We start from the raw sequence: 15,486 nt of genomic DNA, 5'->3' as shown, positions 1-15,486 counted from the left end.
TCGATGCCGGCGACGCGTTCGTAGCGTTCGGGCATGTTTCTCATCCTCGGTTCCACCCTGAATTTCCTCGCCAGCTTCTTCTGGGAGGACGACCGACAGGGCATCACCGCCGGCGCGCTCGTCGCGCTCTCGACCGCGTGCTGGTTGATCGGCCTGTTCGGCCTGTACGAGCGGCTGCGGCCGGCCGCTCCTCGGTTCGTGGCGGTCGCGCTGCCGGTGGCGGTGTTCGGAGCGGTCGGCGGTGTCGCGTTCGGCGTGCAGAGCGTGCACGAGGGCCTGTTCGACGTCTCGCACGCGACGGCGGTCGAACTGCTCGACGAGCGGTCCGCGTTCGCCGCGTACACGCTGTTCTGGACCGCTGGGCCGCTGTTTCCGCTCAGTCTGTTCGCGCTGGGCCTCGTCCTGGCGTGGACGCGGGCCGCCCCGGTCGCCGTCGGTCTGCTGATCAGCCTGGGCGCCATCGCCTTCCCGCTGAGCCGAATCAGTCGGGAGGTGTGGATCGCGCACCTCGCCGACGTGCTGCTGATGCTGCCATTCGTATATCTCGGGGTGCGGGAGTTGATGCGGCGCCGACGCGGGGCGGCGCAGCAGCTTCCGGCGACGGCATAGCAGGGTTCAGCTGCTCCCTGCCGGGCCGCACACCGCCCGCCTGCCTGCTCAAGGGGCTTCGCCTGCTGGTGGCCGCTTGAGCAGGCGGGCGGCTTGCCCAGCACTACCTGGCGAGAATGTCCCAGCGCACCAGGCTGCCGCCCTCCGGCGGGTCGTTGGGCGTGACGATGCCTCGAACATCGCCGAGGAGCTGCCAGGCAGGCATGTCGTAACCGCAGCTGAGCCCGTCGCGGCCGTAGATCAACGGCGTCGGGGCCACCGACCAGATCACGGCGTCAGCGCTACGCGCGATGCCGACCACCGTCCGGGTGTCCGTCCGGCCGCACGCTCCGCTCGCGCCCGAGAAGGCCTCGAAGACGATGTACCAGTAGCCGTCGCGCCCCCTGGTCATGTCCGCCATACCTACGCCGAAGTTGGCCCAGTCCGGGGTCGGCGACAGGTCGATCTTCTGACGGACGCCGGTGTATTCACTGGCCAGCGTGTCGAGCCGGGCCACCCCGCGCGTCTGCTTCAGGCGCCCGGTCGCGTCGTGCCCGTGGAACGTCAGGAGGTAGCCGGTTCCGTCCTTCTCGATATCGGGCGTGCCGACCTCGTCGTCCCACGCACCGACCGCCCCGGGCCGAAGCAGCAGGGCGCTGTTCGACCAGTTACGCCCGTCGGTGCTGGTGACATATCGAACGGAGTGCAGGCTCCGTCCCTGCCCTGGAGCGACGTAGTTCGGGTCGTGGTCACGCTGCTCAAACACCATGACCAAGCGGGATCCGTCGGCGATGACGTCGGGCGAGTACACCCAGGTGCTCGTGACGTTGTCGTCGAAGCGGCAGCTCTGGCCCTGCTGGACCGTCTGCAGGGCCGACAACGGACGTCCTCCGTTGACCGGTGTCCAGGTGGCTCCGCGGTCGTTCGAGGTCGCCATCGCCACGCCTTGCGGAATGGAGCAGGTGGTCCCGGTCGGGCTGATGAAGGTCCGGTAGTACATCAGGTACTGCCCGTTCCAGATGATCGAGGTGCTCTCGGCGTGACTGCCGATGGCCTCCGGGAACGGGGACCGGCTCGCCTGGTTCAGGGTTGCCGTCCCGTTGAACAGATCGGCCGGCTCGGCCGTCGGCCCGTCGTTGTTCGTCACATCCGGGTCCGGCGCGCCGCTGTGGGGCCACGCTGTCGCGACGTCCGTTTCGAACGGGCTCGCGTCGGCGGCACGGCCGACGATTGTCGCGGCGGAAACGGCAACGAGCAGGACAGCGGCCAAACCTCGCATCTTCTTCGTCATGTCTCTCCACGCCGCGTTGGTCGCATTGGGGGGCAGTCTCGGACGACTTTGTCCTGGCCGGCGCTTCCAGCCATATTTTCGCGCTGGGCGCCGGCCTTACCGGTACGGCGGGCAAGAATAGTGCTCGTACGCCCAGAACTGCGACCGCACTCTTTCGGGTAGGCCGCTCCCCAGGCAACGATCTGTTTTTCGTCCGAATTCGCTGGCGTGGTTCAGCGCTGCTCGCGGCGGACCAGGACGACGTGGTCGACGAGGTTGCCCGTCTCGCCGTCCGGGCCCGTGCCCGTCCGGTGCGCGGCCCCGAGCCGTTCGGTGTGCCAGCCCTCCGGCTCGAGGTCGAGGGCGGCGAGGATCTCCTGGGGGCTGGCGAAGCGGGCGTGCGGGTGGCTGTCGCGGGCCCACGGCGGCGGCGCGCCGTGCTCCACGACCAGGAGCCGACCGCCGGGCGCGACCGCGCGCGCCGCCGCACGCAGCACCGCCTCCCGGGGCAGTTCCAGCGGGGACTGGAGGAACTGCGCCGAGACCAGGTCGTACCGGCCCGCCGGGAAGGCCCGGGTCAGGTCGTGCCGGGCCACGGTGATCCGGGACGCCACGCCGGCCCGGGCCGCCTCGGCGGTGAGCCGGTCCAGGGCGGTGGTCGAGATATCGACGGCGGTGACCTGCCAGCCCTGGCCGGCCAGCCAGATCGCGTCGCCGCCCTCACCGCAGCCCAGGTCGAGCGCGGTGCCGGGCGGCAGCGGCTCGACCACCTCGGCCAGAACGGCGTTTGCCCGGCCGCTCCACACCCGCTCGCGCTGTTGGTACAGCTCGTCCCAGAACCGGGCGGTGGCGTCGTCCACCGCCGGGTCCACCGGGTCCGCGTCGTGCTCGATCATGTTGCCCTCCTCGCCGGGCGGACGCCCGCCGCCCCCGACCGGGCGATGGTGCGCCGCCGGGAAACGAAACGGCAAGAAATCTTGCCGTTTCGGCAAACGCCGAGGTGGGCGGTGGCAGCCGACCGGAGCCGAGACGCGGCGGCGGGATTGGTGGTTACTCGACGGCACGCCGGGTAGGCATTCGGGCCGCGCCCTGTCGGGGCGGTTGAACAGACTTTCTTGCCGCTTACCGATATCCGGAGGAAGCGCCGTGCCGCACGAGTACCGCAAGAGCGCCGAGGCAATTTCCAGGCTGTCGCCGGAGCAGTACCGGGTCACTCAGGAAGCTGGGACAGAGCCGGCCTTCGACAACGCCTATTGGGACAACAAGGAGCCGGGCATATACGTCGACGTCGTCTCCGGTGAACCGCTGTTCGCCTCCGTCGACAAGTTTGACAGTGGTACCGGCTGGCCGAGTTTCACCAGGCCCATTGAACCGAAGAATGTGGTCGAAGCACAGGAGTCGAGCCTGGGCATGGCTCGCACGGAGGTCCGGTCGGCGCACGGGGACAGCCACCTCGGCCACGTGTTCGACGATGGCCCCCCGGAGGCGGGCGGGTTGCGCTACTGCATGAACTCGGCGGCGCTTCGATTCATACCGCGCGACGACCTCGAGCGTGAAGGCTACGGCGAGTACCGTGCGTTGTTTGCCTGAGCACCGCTACGGCACCCCCGGCCGGTCAGCCGGCTCTGCCAGGCGAAGGGTGGCGAACGGAACGGTGTCGACCCCGAGGGCGAGCGCGATCCCACCGTACGCCGCCGCCCGCAGCGCCAGGTCGCTCTGCACCACCTCGACCGCCTCGGCCGCGGCAGCGAACGCGGTCTCGGCGAGACCACGCTGCAACGGCTCGCGAAGCAGGTCGGTGGCGGCGCCGAGTTCGTCGCCGAGGACGACGCGCTGCGGGTTGATGAGGTTGACCAGATTGCCCAGGGCGTAGCCGAGCTGCGTCCCGGCGTCGGCGACGAGCCGGCGGCAGCCGGGGTCGCCGTCCCGGGCGGCGGCGATGAGCGCGGCGAGGTCGGCCAGCTCGGGCTTGGCCTGCCGGGCGTGGGCGAGCAGCGCCCGGCCCCCGACGGCGAGCTCGACGCAGCCGCGGTTGCCGCAGCGGCAGACCGCGCCCCGGGCGTCGAGGGTGACGTGACCGAGCTCCCCGGCCGTGCCGGCGGCGCCGCGATACAGCCGGCCGTCCAGCACGATGCCGGCGCCGACCCCGGTGGCCAGCTTCACGTAGACGAGATCACTGCAGCCGCGACCGGCACCCCAGACGTACTCGCCGAGCGCGCCGAGGTTGGCGTCGTTCTCGGCCCGGACGGGCCGGCCGAGCAGGTCGGCGAACGCGTCGGCCGGACGCAGGCCGGCCCAGCCGGGCAGCATCGGTGGAGAGCCGATACGCCGATCGCGGGTGATCGGGGCCGGCACGCCGAGACCGACGGCGACGATGTCGTCGCGGCCGGCGCCGATCCCGGCCAGGGCGGCGTCGAATAGGCCGACGGCTGTCGCGAGCGCGTCGTCCGGCCGGTCGTCGAGGTCGAAGTCGGTGCGGGTCTCGTACTCGCTGAGCACCTCATGCGCGAGGTCGGCGAGGGCGAGCCGGACGTGGCGCCGGCCGATGTCGATGCCGGCGGCGAGCCCGGCGCGACGGGTCAGCCGGACGACCGAGGCGGGCCGGCCGCCGCCGGAGGGGCCGTGCGTGCTGGTGCGCTCGCCGATGAGACCGGCGGCGCCGAGGTCGGCCAGGGCGGCCGAGACGGTGGTCCGGGACAGACCGCTGAGCGCGACCAGCTGGGCCCGGGTGCTCGGTCCGTACACCCGCAGAGTCGTGGCCACGCGACGCACGATCGCGGGGGCGCCGGGACGCCACAGGGTCCGCGGGTCGATCCGCTGCCTGGCCACGGCGCGAATCTTCCTGTCCGCGCCAGAGTTCTGTCAAGAATCGACAAAACCAGCCGAGCTGGCCGGAGCATTGCCCCGGGATCACATTTTGATTGCCAACAGTTGACACAACTCAGGCGACAGCGCGAGGGTCACAGTAGACGTTTCTACCAAGCTTGGACATGTTCCATCACAGCCCCACACCCACGAGAACCTGATGGAGGACGTATGCGCTTGCGCACTCGCACGGCCGTCGCCGCGGCCGGCACGGCGCTCGCCCTGCTGGCGAGCGGCTGCGGCGCCGACGACGGCGACGGCGGAGCCGGCAGCAAGAAGGTCGAGGTCTTCACCTGGTGGGCCGACGGCGGCGAGAAGGCCGGCCTCGACGGCCTGGTCGCCCAGTTCAAGACCGACTGCGCGCAGTACGAGTTCGTCAACGGCGCGGTCGCGGGCGGTGCGGGGTCCAACGCCAAGCAGGTCCTGGCCTCACGGCTGCAACAGAACGACCCGCCGGACACCTTCCAGGCCCATGCCGGCGCCGAGTTGACCGACTACATCAAGGCCGGCCAGATCGAGGACCTCAGCGCGGAGTACAAGGAGTGGGGCCTGGACTCGGCGTTTCCCAAGGGACTCGTCGACAGCCTGACCGTCGACGGCAAGATCTACTCGGTGCCGGCCAACATCCACCGTGCCAATGTGCTGTGGGGAAACAAGACCGTGCTGGCCCAGGCCGGCATCACCGCCCCGGCGACGACGCTGCCGGAGTTCTTCTCCCAGCTCGACACGCTCAAGGCCAAGGGGGTCGCGGCGCCGCTCGCGCTCGGCAAGGACTGGACGCAGCAGATGCTCTTCGAGGCGGTGCTGATCTCGAAGCTGGGGCCGGAGAAGTTCAGCGGCCTCTGGACCGGCCAGACCGACTGGGCCGGCGCGGACATCACCGACGCCATCAACGACTACAAGAAGCTGCTGTCGTACAGCAACAAGGACCGCGACACCTTCGACTGGACCGACGCCGAGAAGCTCGTCATGGAGGGCAAGGCCGCCTACCAGCTCATGGGCGACTGGGAGGCCGCCGACCTCGACGCCAAGGGCTTCAAGGACTACAACTACTCGGTGTTCCCGGGCAACGGCGACGCCTACCAATGGCTGGCCGACTCGTTCGTGCTGCCCAAGAACGCGAAGAACCCCGAGGGCACCAAGTGCTGGCTGAAGACGCTGGGCAGCGCTGCTGGACAGAAGGCCTTCAACACCAAGAAGGGCTCGATCCCGGCCCGGACCGACGCCAACGCCACGGACTACCCCGCCTACCAGCAGGCCGCGATCGCCGACTGGGCCAAGGGCAAGCCCGTCCCGTCCTGCCCGCACGGCTCGGCCTGCTCGCAGGGCTGGCAGGGCGCGGTGGCCTCGGCGCAGGGCAAGTTCTCCAGCGACGGTGACGTCGCGGCGCTGCAGAGTGCGCTCGTCGCCGCTGCGAAGCAGTACGCGAGCAAGTAGAACCGACGGCGGCGTTGGGACAGGTCGCTGACCTGTCCCAACGCGTCGTCCATGATGGAGGACCGGTGACCACGAGAACCGCCACCCCGACGCTGCCACAGACCCGACCCAGCCCGAGCCCGGGAGCACGGCGGGCCCGGCTGCGCCGTTGGTTGCCGGGTCTGCTGCTGCTCTCCCCGTCGCTGATCGTGCTGGCCGTCTTCGTTTACGGGCTGATCGGCTGGACCGTGAAGCTGTCACTGTCCGACGAGCACGACGCCCTGGGCAACAAGGGCTTCGTCGGCTTGTCGAACTTCGTCGCTCTGTTCACCGAGGACATCAACGGCCGCTTCACCCACTCGCTGAAGAACCTGCTGATCTTCACCGTCGTGTTCATTGTCGGGGCCCTGCTGATGGGCGTGCTGTGGGCGTTCCTGCTGGAGCGGGGCGTGCGGGGCGAAGGTTTCTTCCGCGCCGTGTACCTGTTTCCGATGGCGGTGTCGTTCGTCGCGTCCGGCGTGGTGTGGCGCTGGCTGATGAACTCCGGCACGGGCGACCAGGCCGGTGGCCTCAACCGGATCTTCCACGACCTGCACCTGGGCTTCCTGGAGAACCCATGGTGGACCGACCCCGACTGGGGCATGGCGGCCATGGCGCTGCCGGCGATCTGGCAGCTGTCGGGCTACGTGATGGCGCTGTTCCTGTCCGGGTTCCGCGGCATCCCGGCCGACCTGCGCGAGGCGGCGGCGATGGACGGAGCGAGCACCTACCAGTTGTACCGGCACGTGATCTTCCCGCAGCTGACGCCGACCGCCCTTTCCGCCATGATCATCCTCGGTCACATGTCGATGAAGATGTTCGACCTCATCATGTCGGTCTCGGGCGCTCAGTGGATCACCGAGGTCCCCGCGGTCTACGTCTGGCAGACGCTGCTCACCAGCGACTACGCCAAGGCCGCCGCGATCTCGATCATCCTGCTGCTGCTCGTCGCCGTGGTGATCGTGCCCTACCTCATCTACAACAACCGGGTGGAGCGTCGTTCATGAGCGCCAGCACCATCACGCCCGCGCCGGAGGCGTCGACCAGCAAGCCGCTGGCCCGCCGGCCGCACGGCGGAATCAACCGACGCTCACCGCTGGGCCGCGCCGCGACGTACGCGCTCCTGGCCATTTTCCTGGTCATCGTCCTGATGCCCGCCTACGTACTGCTGGTCACCAGCCTCAAGTCGGGGCGGGAGATCGGCGTCAACGGCCAGTGGAACCTGCCGACGGAGTGGACGTTCGCGTCCTGGGAGAAGGCGTGGAGCGCGCTGCGGCCGTCGTTCATCCGGACCTTCGAGCTGGCGATCCCGGTGGCGCTCATCTCCTCGGCGCTCGGCGCGGCCAACGGCTTCGTGCTGTCGCGGTGGCGGTTCCCGGGTGCCGACGTGGTGTTCACGCTCATCCTGTTCGGCATGTTCATTCCCTACCAGGCGGTCATGATCCCGCTGCGTCAGATCGTGCACGAGATCGGACTCCCGCCCGGCATCCCGACACTGGTGTTCGTCCACTGCGTGTACGGCATCCCGATCTGCACGCTGATCTTCCGCAACTACTACGCCACCACCGTGCCGGTCGAGCTCATCGAGGCGAGCCGGGTCGACGGGGCCGGGATGCTGCGCACGTTCGCCTCGGTGATCCTGCCGCTGTCCGCGCCCGGCTTCGTGGTGACCATCATCTGGCAGTTCACCTCGGCCTGGAACGACTACCTGTTCGCCATCTTCATGTCGAACACCCGCAACGGACCCATCACCATCGCGCTGAACGCGCTGGCCGGCGCTCAGTCCCCGGACTACGCGGCTTCGATGGCAGGGGCGCTCATCACGTCACTGCCGACCCTGCTCGTGTACATCGTGCTGGGCCGCTGGTTCATCGGCGGGCTCATGGCAGGCTCGGTCAAGAGCTGAACCCACCGGTCGAGAAGATGATTCAGTGTTCGCGGCCGTTAGGGTCGCGGAATGGGCCCAGGCAGCGAGCAGGACATGGAGCAACCCCTGGCCGGCGGGCGCTTGACGGCGGGTGTGGTCCGGGTTGGAGACACGGTGCGCCGTCCCGCCTCGCCCGCGTCGCCCTTCGTGGCGCGGCTGCTGGCTCATCTCGCCAAGGCAGGTTTCGACGGCTGCCCTCAGCACCTGGGGTGGGACCAACATGGTCGGGACAGGTTGTCGTTCGTGCCCGGTCATGTCCCGCCACGATGGCAGCACTTCGTCGACGACCAGGTCAGACAGGCAGCGACGCTGCTGCGGCAGATGCACGACGCCACGCGAGACTTGGCGTCCAGCCTCGGGGGTGAGGTGGTTTGCCATCACGACCCCGGTCCGAACAACACGGTTTTCCGCGACGATCAGCCGGTCGCGTTCATCGACTTCGACTTCGCGGCGCCCGGCCAGCCGTTGGAGGACGTGGGATACATGGCGTGGGCGTGGTGCATCTCGTCGCGCCCCGGCCGGGGGCCCGCGATAGAACAGGCCCGCCAGGTGCGGACCCTGGCAGACGCCTACGGCCTATGTCCGACCGACCGTGGCCGGCTGCCGGCCGCCATCTGCGGGCGGTTGCGCCGCAATGAGGCATTCTGGCGAGACATCCTCGAGGACGGAGCGGCCTCGAATGCACGCTCTGCCGAAGTGCTCGCCTGGACCCAACGCGAACTCGCCTACTTCGAGGCCAACCAGGAGACGTTCGCCGCCGCGCTGAACTCCGTGGGTTAGGGTCGCGATCCGGCCGCTATCGTGGTCGCGGCGGCGGCCAGCAGCTTCCTGAGCCGGGTATACGGAAACCGCTCCTCGGCCTCCGCCGGCGGTGCTACCCGGGTGCTGTAGAAGTCGGCGTCGTTTTCGTCGTCTTGCTCAGCCCACAGGTTGCCTGCCTCGTCGCGGTGCCACACCACCCGTTGGCCGCGGAAGTCGGCGCGTTCGAGCCAGTCGGCGCCACTGGGCCAGTAGCCGTCCCAGCCCTGGGGCCGCAGCGCGGCATACGCCGCGTCCACGCTGGCAACGGCGGCGTCCACGTCGTCGTCCTCGAAGACCGCGGCGAACCGGCAGAGCAAGGCCATCGGCGCTCCGGGGTGCGGCAGCAGCGGATCCCGCACGGCGACTGCCCGGCAGATCACATCCAGCTCCGACCAGCGCAGCGCGTACGGGTGCCAGTGCGCCAAGTCGTCCCAGCCCAGCTCAGCAGGCTCGGCGAAACCAGGTCCGGTGATGCCCAGCTCGTATGAGCCGAGCCGGGTGTCGACGTCGAGCAGGATGAGATGACCGCCACCGACGTCGAAGGTGACGTTGAGCGCGGTGTCCCGCTCGTCATCGTCATCGTCATCGAGCAACTCCGCTAGGACGCCGAGCCGATCGGCGCCGGGGCCGTCCTCCGCTGCGAAGGTGTACCGCGCCCAGAATGCGGGATCGTGCAACGACTCGCCCAGGGGTACTGGAATGCCCATAGCACGATCATCGCCTGCCGACGCGGCACTCCGTCAGGCAGGGCCGGCCGCCGTCGACGACCGGCGCCCCCAAACGGGGGCCCGCCTCCCAACGCTGCTTGATCCGCGTCCCACCTGACGTCTGCCATGATCATCTGGAACGTCGGCCCGACCGAAGGGACAGCAACGATGGCTCGCACGCTTTTGTACCTGGTCCGTCACGGCGAGCAGGACCCAACGCTCGGCCATACGGCCGACGGCGGCCTCTCCGAACTGGGCCGCCATCAGGCAGATCGGCTCGGCCGACGGCTGAAGGGCGTGCCGTTCTCGGCGATCCACTACAGCCAGCTTCCCCGGGCGGTCCAGACCGCTGACGTGATCGCTGACTACCTGCCAGACGTCCCACGGCATGGCTGCGACTTCGCCATGGATCGAACGCCGGTGCCCTCCGTCGAACACCGCAGCGAGTACCCCGAACGCTTTCTCCCCTGGCTGGACCGGGTGCCGAGCGAGGAGCGCGACGAGGACGCCGCCGGATTGCAGGCCGCCGTCGAGCACTTCGGTGCCGCCGATGCCGAGGACCGGCAGGAGCTCGTGATCACGCACAACTTCGTCATCGGGTGGTTCGTCCGGCACGTCCTCGACGCTCCGACGTGGCGGTGGATGGGCCTCAACCAGGAGAACTGCGGGCTGACCATCGTGCAGTGGGACACCGACCGACCACCGACCCTGGTCTGCTTCAACGACACCGGGCACCTCTGATCCGATCCCGCCGGGGCAGCGCGCGGTTCGGTCGGTAGCTGATTGCCGGCGGTGTGCACCTCGACAAGCAGGCGCCCCGTCCGCTCGCCCTGGGCCAGCGCGCCCCAGGACATGTACCCCCGTCCTCGCGTGGGACCACCTCCGGCAACATGCAAGTCTTCCGATCCGTTAACCAAACAGCTAACTTCCTTCCATCGATTGGTTGAGTAGCTGATCAGCCGGTCGGTGCTCCAGAGGGGACCGGAAGGGGAGGAAGCAGATGGCAGATTCCGCATGCGCCAGGAGGTTTCTGGCAGCCGGATTCGCCGCGGTGGTCACGACCGCCGCGATCGGCGTTGGCACGGCGGCAAGCGCCGCTCCGGCGGAAGGCACGATCAGGGCTGCGGTCGGTGCGTCGGTAGCGGGTAGCTACATCGTGGTGCTGAAAGATGGCGCGGGTGACCAGGCGACCGCCGTCGCCGGTAAGCACGGCGCGTCCGTCACACACCAGTACCACAGCGTGCTGAACGGCTTTTCCGGCCGCATGTCGGAGCGGCAGGCACGCCGGCTCGCCGCCGACCCGCGGGTGGCGTACGTGCAGCAGGACGGCGTCTTCACCAGCACCGCGACCCAGACCAGCCCGCCGTCGTGGGGTCTGGACCGCATCGACCAGCGCACCCGGCCGTTGAGCGGCTCCTACACCTACAACACCACGGCGAGCAACGTGAAGGTGTACATCATCGACACCGGTATCCGGACCTCCCACACCGACTTCGGCGGCCGGGCGGCCTGGGGTACGAACACGACCGGGGACGGCAACAACACCGACTGCAACGGGCACGGCACGCACGTCGCCGGTACGGTCGGCGGCGCGTCCCACGGCGTGGCCAAGGGTGTCAGCCTCATCGCCGTCAAGGTGCTCAACTGCTCGGGCAGTGGAAGCACCTCCGGTGTGGTGGCGGGTATCGACTGGGTGACCGCACAGAAGAACAGCAACCCGAGCCAGCCGATGGTCGCGAACATGTCTCTCGGTGGCGGTGCGGACACCACGCTGGACAACGCCGTCCGGAGGTCGATCGCGGCGGGCGTGACGTACGCGATCGCGGCCGGCAACGGCAACTTCCTCGGCCTGCCGCAGAACGCCTGCAATTCCTCCCCGGCCCGGGTCCTTGAGGCGGTGACGGTCTCGGCGACCGACAGCACCGACAAGAAGGCGTCGTGGGCGAACTACGGCACCTGCGTCGACCTGTTCGCGCCGGGTGTGGACATCACGTCGTCCTGGAACTCGGGCGACAGCGGCACCAACACGATCAGCGGCACCTCGATGGCAACGCCGCACGTGGCGGGCGCGGCGGCGCTCTACCTGGCCAACAACCCGTCGGCGTCACCGGCGACGGTGGCATCGGCAATCAACAGCAACGCCACGACCGGTGTGGTGTCGTCGCCGGGCAGCGGTACCCCCAACCGGCTGCTCTACACGCTCAACTTCTGATCCAGCAGAGGAAGCGGCCCCGGCGACCGGTGATGGTCGCCGGGGCCGCTTCGTACGGATGATCAGCGCAGCTCGTACGCCCGGATGACGGTCTGGTCGAAGGTGTTGCCCATCGCGTCCGAGCCCGAGGCCTTGAGCGACACGAAGCCGCCCGCCTTCGGGTGCGGCACCGACACCTGCCACGACCCGCCGTGGTTCAGCACCGGCACCTTCTTCCAGGTTTTCCCGTCGTCGTACGACACCTGCACGGCCAGCTTGACCACACGTCCCGAGCCTTCGGTCTGGGTGATCGTCGCCGGGTAGACGCCCAGGTTGCCGGCCTTGCCGACGTTGTGGTCGTCAAGCAGCGGCGCGAAGCTGACCGCGGTCAGCGGCAGCGCCTTGAGCCTGTCGGTGTGCGCTGAGCGGAACGTCCAGCTGACCGACAGCTTGGTGGTCAGGCGCGTGTCGCGCTCCAGGCTGCCGTCGAAGCGGAACGTCGCCCCGCCCGGCGCAACGTCCTCGGCGAACACCCTCGGAGCCTGGTCGGACTCGGCGATCAGCGTGCCGTTGCGGTAGAGCGCCCCGTGCCCCGAGGTGATCCTCCCGAAGCCGGCGCGTCCCTGGCCGTCGCCGAGCAGCGCGGGCGAGATGAACATGACGTCGCCTTCGCGCAGCGCCGGCACGGCGCCGGGGAAGAACGGTGCCACGCTCGGCCCGAACACACCCTTGTTCCACTGCTCCTGATAGGTGACCCCCGCGCGGTACGTGGCCAGCCCGCCCTGGTCGGTCAGCAGTTCCGGCCAATCCTCACCCTCGGCCGGCAGCTCCACCATCAACTCGTTCTGCCATGGCGCGTCACCCGCGTAGAGCTCCGTGCGGGTGAACGGGAGCGGGGTGGGCCAGCCGGTCGCCCAGCCGCCGCTGCCGTCCGGTGGGGCGAGGAAGGACAGCTTCACGCCGTTGGTGCCCGCCGCCGCCGCCGCGTACGAGGCCTTCACCGTGGCCAGGTCCTGCGGCCGCAGGTGCTTGACCAGCCCGCCGAGCAGGTCGTTCTTGCGGTGCCAGCCGACGTTGTAGACGTACGGCGAACGGGTCGGGTAGCCCTGCTCGTCCACCTCGGCCAGGACGCCGGTGAGCTGGGAGCTCAGGCCCTTCGCCGGCTTGGGTCCGACCAGTTTGGTGAACATCGAGGTGAAGTCGCTGCCCAAGACCCCGACTTCCAGGTCGAAGTTCGCGCCTTCGACATACCTCGCGCCGTACGACGTCAGCAGGGGCACCGCCTTCGGGTCGGGCACCGTGACCTCGAAGCCCTTCGCGCCGCGGGCGTCCATCGCCACCGTGACCGGCCCGCTGACCGAGAGTTTCGGATACACCAGCTGCGAGGTGCTGTAGCTGTCCCCGTTCTGCTCGCTGACCCAGCTGAACGCGAAGTACTCGCCGGGCGGCAGGCGCAGGTCGGCGCTCGCGCCGAAGGCCAGGTACTCCCGGCGGTCGTTCTTGCTCAGGATCACCGTGAACGCGCCTTCGGCCGGGTCGCCGTCACGCTCGGTCGCGGTGACCTTCACCGGGTGCTTGAGCTCCTCGCGTACCACGCCGAAGGGCGTCTGCACCGAGACGCCTGCCGCGGTCGCGGTGACCTGGCCGCCGAGGCCGCCGGTCACGTCGCCGCCCTGGCGGGTGTCGGCGGTGAGCGTCACCGAGGCCTGCCCGCCGGCCGGCACGGTCACCGTGTCGGCGCTGAGTGAGAAGATTCCGGACGGCGCGGCGGTGGTCAGCGCGAGCTGCAGGGTCACCGCGGAGTTGCCGCCGTTGTGGTAGGTGACGACGCTGCTGCGCACGTCGTCGTCGGCGTGCGGCCACTCCTGCAACCCGAACGTCACCGACGTCGGCGTGGTCGTGACCTGTTGGGTGATCGCTCGGGCCACGTCCACCCGACCCGCTCCCTGCGCGAACACGCCGACGCCGCTGGCCGGCTTGGCGGAGGCCATGAGCGCCGCCTTGAGCTGGGCGGGCGTCCACTGCGGGTGCGCCTGGCTCAGCAGTGCGGCCGCGCCCGCGACGTGCGGGGTGGCCATCGAGGTGCCGTCCAGCGGCATGTAGAGCTGACCCGGTTCACCGAGGAAGCCGTCCTTGCTGCGCGCTGCGACGATGTCGACGCCGGGCGCGGCGATCTCGGGCTTGACGGCCCAGCCGTCAGCGCTGGGGCCCCGGCTGGAGAACTCGGCGAGTTCGTCGGACTTGGTGAAGGCCGCGACGGCCAGCGCCGCGTCGGCGGTGGCCGGGGAGCCCACGGTGTCGTCCGCGCCGTCGTTGCCCGCCGCGATGACGAACAGCGTGCCGTGCTGCGCGGTCAGGCTGTTGACGGCCTGCTCGAGCGGGTCGACCTCGGGGGTGTTCGGTCCGCCGAGGCTCATGTTGACCACGTCCGCCCCGGACTCGGCGGCCCACTGCATGCCGGCCACGATCCATGACTCCAGGCAGCCGAACTCGACGCAGACCTTGCCGTCGAGCAGGGACACGCCGGGAGCGGCGCCCTTGTACTTCCCGCCGGAGCCGGCGCCGCTGCCCGCGATGGTGGACGCGACGTGGGTGCCGTGGCCGACGTGGTCGCGGTCGTCCTCCTCGCCCTCGGTGAAGTTCTGCCGTGCGGAGATCTTCCCGGCCAGGTCAGGGTGCGCGGTGTCGATGCCAGTGTCGAGTACGGCGACGCGGACGCCGGTGCCGTCGAAGCCGGCGGACCAGGCCGTGGGCGCGCCGATCAGCGGGACACTCTGGTCCAGCGCGGGTTTGCGTACGGCGTCGAGCCAGATCTTGCCCCTGGTCAGGCCGGTGCGGGTCGCCTGCCAGCGGTCGGCGAGCGACGCGATGGGCGTCTCGGCGGTGAAGCCCTGCACCGCGGGGAGTCGCCGCTGGGCGGACAGGCCGGGTGCGGTGGTGGCGCCGGAGACGATCAGCCGCAGCGACGACGGGCTTGTGGCCTGCGCCGCGAGCAGTTCGGTCAGGTCGAACAGCCGCTGGTCGAGCCGGTCTGCCCGGAGCAGCGGCACGGCGTCGGACGGGATGAGGTACTGGTGTCCCCCGGTCCGGTAGCTGTGGAACGTGACGCCCTTTCGCGGAGTGGCGCTGACGCGGCCGTTGCCGAGCACGGTCACCCGGTCACCGCTGATCAGCGTCACGGTCCGGGCCTCTCCAGTGGCCGGCGCGGACTTGGCCGCTTGAGGTGCGGCCGCCTGCTTGGCACCCGCGATGCCGGGCGCGCCCGCCAGCAACGCAGCGACGATCCCCCCGGCCAGCAATGCTCTTGTGCTTCTGCTGGAACGCATAGGCCTCCCCGTTCATTCGAGCAGTCCGCCTTGACTGTCGCTTGTAGAGACGCTCGGCCGCGTCGATAAGTTGCTGAAACCAGGTGAGCAATTTGGAAGGTGCCTGACAGGCCGCCGAGCGTCTATGTGCGGGGGGCGCGGCATGGCTCTCCGCCGGTCCATCCACCGGTCACTGCGACAACGCATCTCGAGCTACGACGTGCCGCTGCCGGAAGCCGGTGGATCCGACCGCGAGGCCAGTACCGGCTGGTCGGGTGACGTCGGCCGCGTCCAGTCAGGCGAGGGCCCGGGTCGAGAGCCGGCAGCGGAGCGGCGCCGGCGCTGCGTCGGTCGCGTTTGGCATCCACAGGCGACAA

At 69.6% G+C, this 15,486-nt stretch carries 13 protein-coding genes; 8 read left to right on the top strand and 5 right to left on the bottom strand.

Going from position 1 to position 15,486, the window contains the following annotated elements:
• The first annotated feature begins 33 nt into the window (after positions 1 to 33).
• Positions 34 to 609, top strand: a complete 576-nt coding sequence (locus ACGF4F_RS03785; RefSeq protein WP_393074553.1) for a hypothetical protein — start codon at positions 34 to 36, stop codon at positions 607 to 609.
• Positions 610 to 712: 103 nt separating this feature from the next.
• On the opposite strand, the gene ACGF4F_RS03780 is transcribed toward ACGF4F_RS03785, so the two are convergent.
• Together ACGF4F_RS03780 and ACGF4F_RS03775 are read right to left on the bottom strand one after the other, a co-directional pair.
• Positions 713 to 1,879, bottom strand: coding sequence for a hypothetical protein (locus ACGF4F_RS03780; RefSeq protein ID WP_393074550.1), 1,167 nt, complete (start codon positions 1,877 to 1,879; stop codon positions 713 to 715).
• A 212-nt stretch (positions 1,880 to 2,091) separates the two neighbouring features.
• A complete protein-coding gene (locus ACGF4F_RS03775; RefSeq protein ID WP_393074547.1) occupies positions 2,092 to 2,754 on the bottom strand; it encodes a class I SAM-dependent methyltransferase in 663 nt (220 codons plus the stop codon).
• Between the two features lie 250 nt (positions 2,755 to 3,004).
• Here ACGF4F_RS03775 and msrB point away from each other — a divergent pair, with 250 nt between their 5' ends.
• Positions 3,005 to 3,448 carry a peptide-methionine (R)-S-oxide reductase MsrB gene (msrB, locus tag ACGF4F_RS03770; protein WP_357436214.1) on the top strand — a complete coding sequence of 148 codons (444 nt, stop codon included), beginning with the start codon at positions 3,005 to 3,007 and terminating at the stop codon, positions 3,446 to 3,448.
• Positions 3,449 to 3,454: 6 nt separating this feature from the next.
• Here the strand turns inward: msrB and ACGF4F_RS03765 are convergent, their stop codons facing one another.
• A complete protein-coding gene (locus ACGF4F_RS03765; RefSeq protein WP_393074544.1) occupies positions 3,455 to 4,621 on the bottom strand; it encodes an ROK family protein in 1,167 nt (388 codons plus the stop codon).
• 273 nt (positions 4,622 to 4,894) lie between these two features.
• On the opposite strand from ACGF4F_RS03765, the gene ACGF4F_RS03760 reads away from it, so the two are divergent.
• From ACGF4F_RS03760 to ACGF4F_RS03745, 4 genes are all read left to right on the top strand, one after another.
• Entirely contained in the window at positions 4,895 to 6,160 is a 1,266-nt protein-coding gene (locus ACGF4F_RS03760; RefSeq protein WP_393074541.1) for an ABC transporter substrate-binding protein, read from the top strand.
• Between the two features lie 182 nt (positions 6,161 to 6,342).
• A complete protein-coding gene (locus ACGF4F_RS03755; RefSeq protein ID WP_393074787.1) occupies positions 6,343 to 7,185 on the top strand; it encodes a carbohydrate ABC transporter permease in 843 nt (280 codons plus the stop codon).
• Positions 7,182 to 8,084: a carbohydrate ABC transporter permease gene (locus ACGF4F_RS03750; RefSeq protein ID WP_393074538.1), complete on the top strand. Its 903-nt coding sequence runs from the start codon at positions 7,182 to 7,184 to the stop codon at positions 8,082 to 8,084. The genes ACGF4F_RS03755 and ACGF4F_RS03750 overlap by 4 nt, the downstream gene beginning before the upstream one ends.
• 75 nt (positions 8,085 to 8,159) lie before the next feature.
• Positions 8,160 to 8,885 (top strand): phosphotransferase, encoded by a 726-nt coding sequence (locus tag ACGF4F_RS03745; protein WP_357436206.1) that lies wholly within the window; start codon positions 8,160 to 8,162, stop codon positions 8,883 to 8,885.
• Here the strand turns inward: ACGF4F_RS03745 and ACGF4F_RS03740 are convergent.
• Positions 8,882 to 9,613: a hypothetical protein gene (locus ACGF4F_RS03740; RefSeq protein ID WP_393074534.1), complete on the bottom strand. Its 732-nt coding sequence runs from the start codon at positions 9,611 to 9,613 to the stop codon at positions 8,882 to 8,884. The genes ACGF4F_RS03745 and ACGF4F_RS03740 overlap by 4 nt on opposite strands.
• 168 nt (positions 9,614 to 9,781) lie before the next feature.
• Here ACGF4F_RS03740 and ACGF4F_RS03735 point away from each other — a divergent pair, with 168 nt between their 5' ends.
• Positions 9,782 to 10,354: a histidine phosphatase family protein gene (locus ACGF4F_RS03735; RefSeq protein WP_357436203.1), complete on the top strand. Its 573-nt coding sequence runs from the start codon at positions 9,782 to 9,784 to the stop codon at positions 10,352 to 10,354.
• A 415-nt stretch (positions 10,355 to 10,769) separates the two neighbouring features.
• Positions 10,770 to 11,825 (top strand): S8 family peptidase, encoded by a 1,056-nt coding sequence (locus ACGF4F_RS03730; protein ID WP_393074530.1) that lies wholly within the window; start codon positions 10,770 to 10,772, stop codon positions 11,823 to 11,825.
• 62 nt (positions 11,826 to 11,887) lie between these two features.
• Here ACGF4F_RS03730 and ACGF4F_RS03725 read toward each other — a convergent pair whose 3' ends face one another.
• A complete protein-coding gene (locus ACGF4F_RS03725; RefSeq protein ID WP_393074528.1) occupies positions 11,888 to 15,130 on the bottom strand; it encodes a S8 family serine peptidase in 3,243 nt (1,080 codons plus the stop codon).
• Positions 15,131 to 15,486: the final 356 nt, after the last annotated feature.

Source organism: Micromonospora sp. NPDC047740, assembly GCF_043204735.1.
Taxonomy (GTDB): domain Bacteria; phylum Actinomycetota; class Actinomycetes; order Mycobacteriales; family Micromonosporaceae; genus Micromonospora.
Note: the sequence above shows the minus strand (reverse complement) of the source record. Positions and strands in the feature narration are given on the sequence as shown.

What these genes read in the sequence shown, in the direction of transcription:
- ACGF4F_RS03785 (WP_393074553.1), top strand. Translation starts at nt 34, where the DNA reads ATGTTTCTCATCCTCGGTTCCACCCTGAATTTCCTCGCCAGCTTCTTC.
- ACGF4F_RS03780 (WP_393074550.1), bottom strand. Translation starts at nt 1,879, where the DNA reads ATGACGAAGAAGATGCGAGGTTTGGCCGCTGTCCTGCTCGTTGCCGTT.
- ACGF4F_RS03775 (WP_393074547.1), bottom strand. Translation starts at nt 2,754, where the DNA reads ATGATCGAGCACGACGCGGACCCGGTGGACCCGGCGGTGGACGACGCC.
- ACGF4F_RS03760 (WP_393074541.1), top strand. Translation starts at nt 4,895, where the DNA reads ATGCGCTTGCGCACTCGCACGGCCGTCGCCGCGGCCGGCACGGCGCTC.
- ACGF4F_RS03750 (WP_393074538.1), top strand. Translation starts at nt 7,182, where the DNA reads ATGAGCGCCAGCACCATCACGCCCGCGCCGGAGGCGTCGACCAGCAAG.
- ACGF4F_RS03745 (WP_357436206.1), top strand. Translation starts at nt 8,160, where the DNA reads ATGGAGCAACCCCTGGCCGGCGGGCGCTTGACGGCGGGTGTGGTCCGG.
- ACGF4F_RS03740 (WP_393074534.1), bottom strand. Translation starts at nt 9,613, where the DNA reads ATGGGCATTCCAGTACCCCTGGGCGAGTCGTTGCACGATCCCGCATTC.
- ACGF4F_RS03735 (WP_357436203.1), top strand. Translation starts at nt 9,782, where the DNA reads ATGGCTCGCACGCTTTTGTACCTGGTCCGTCACGGCGAGCAGGACCCA.
- ACGF4F_RS03725 (WP_393074528.1), bottom strand. Translation starts at nt 15,130, where the DNA reads ATGCGTTCCAGCAGAAGCACAAGAGCATTGCTGGCCGGGGGGATCGTC.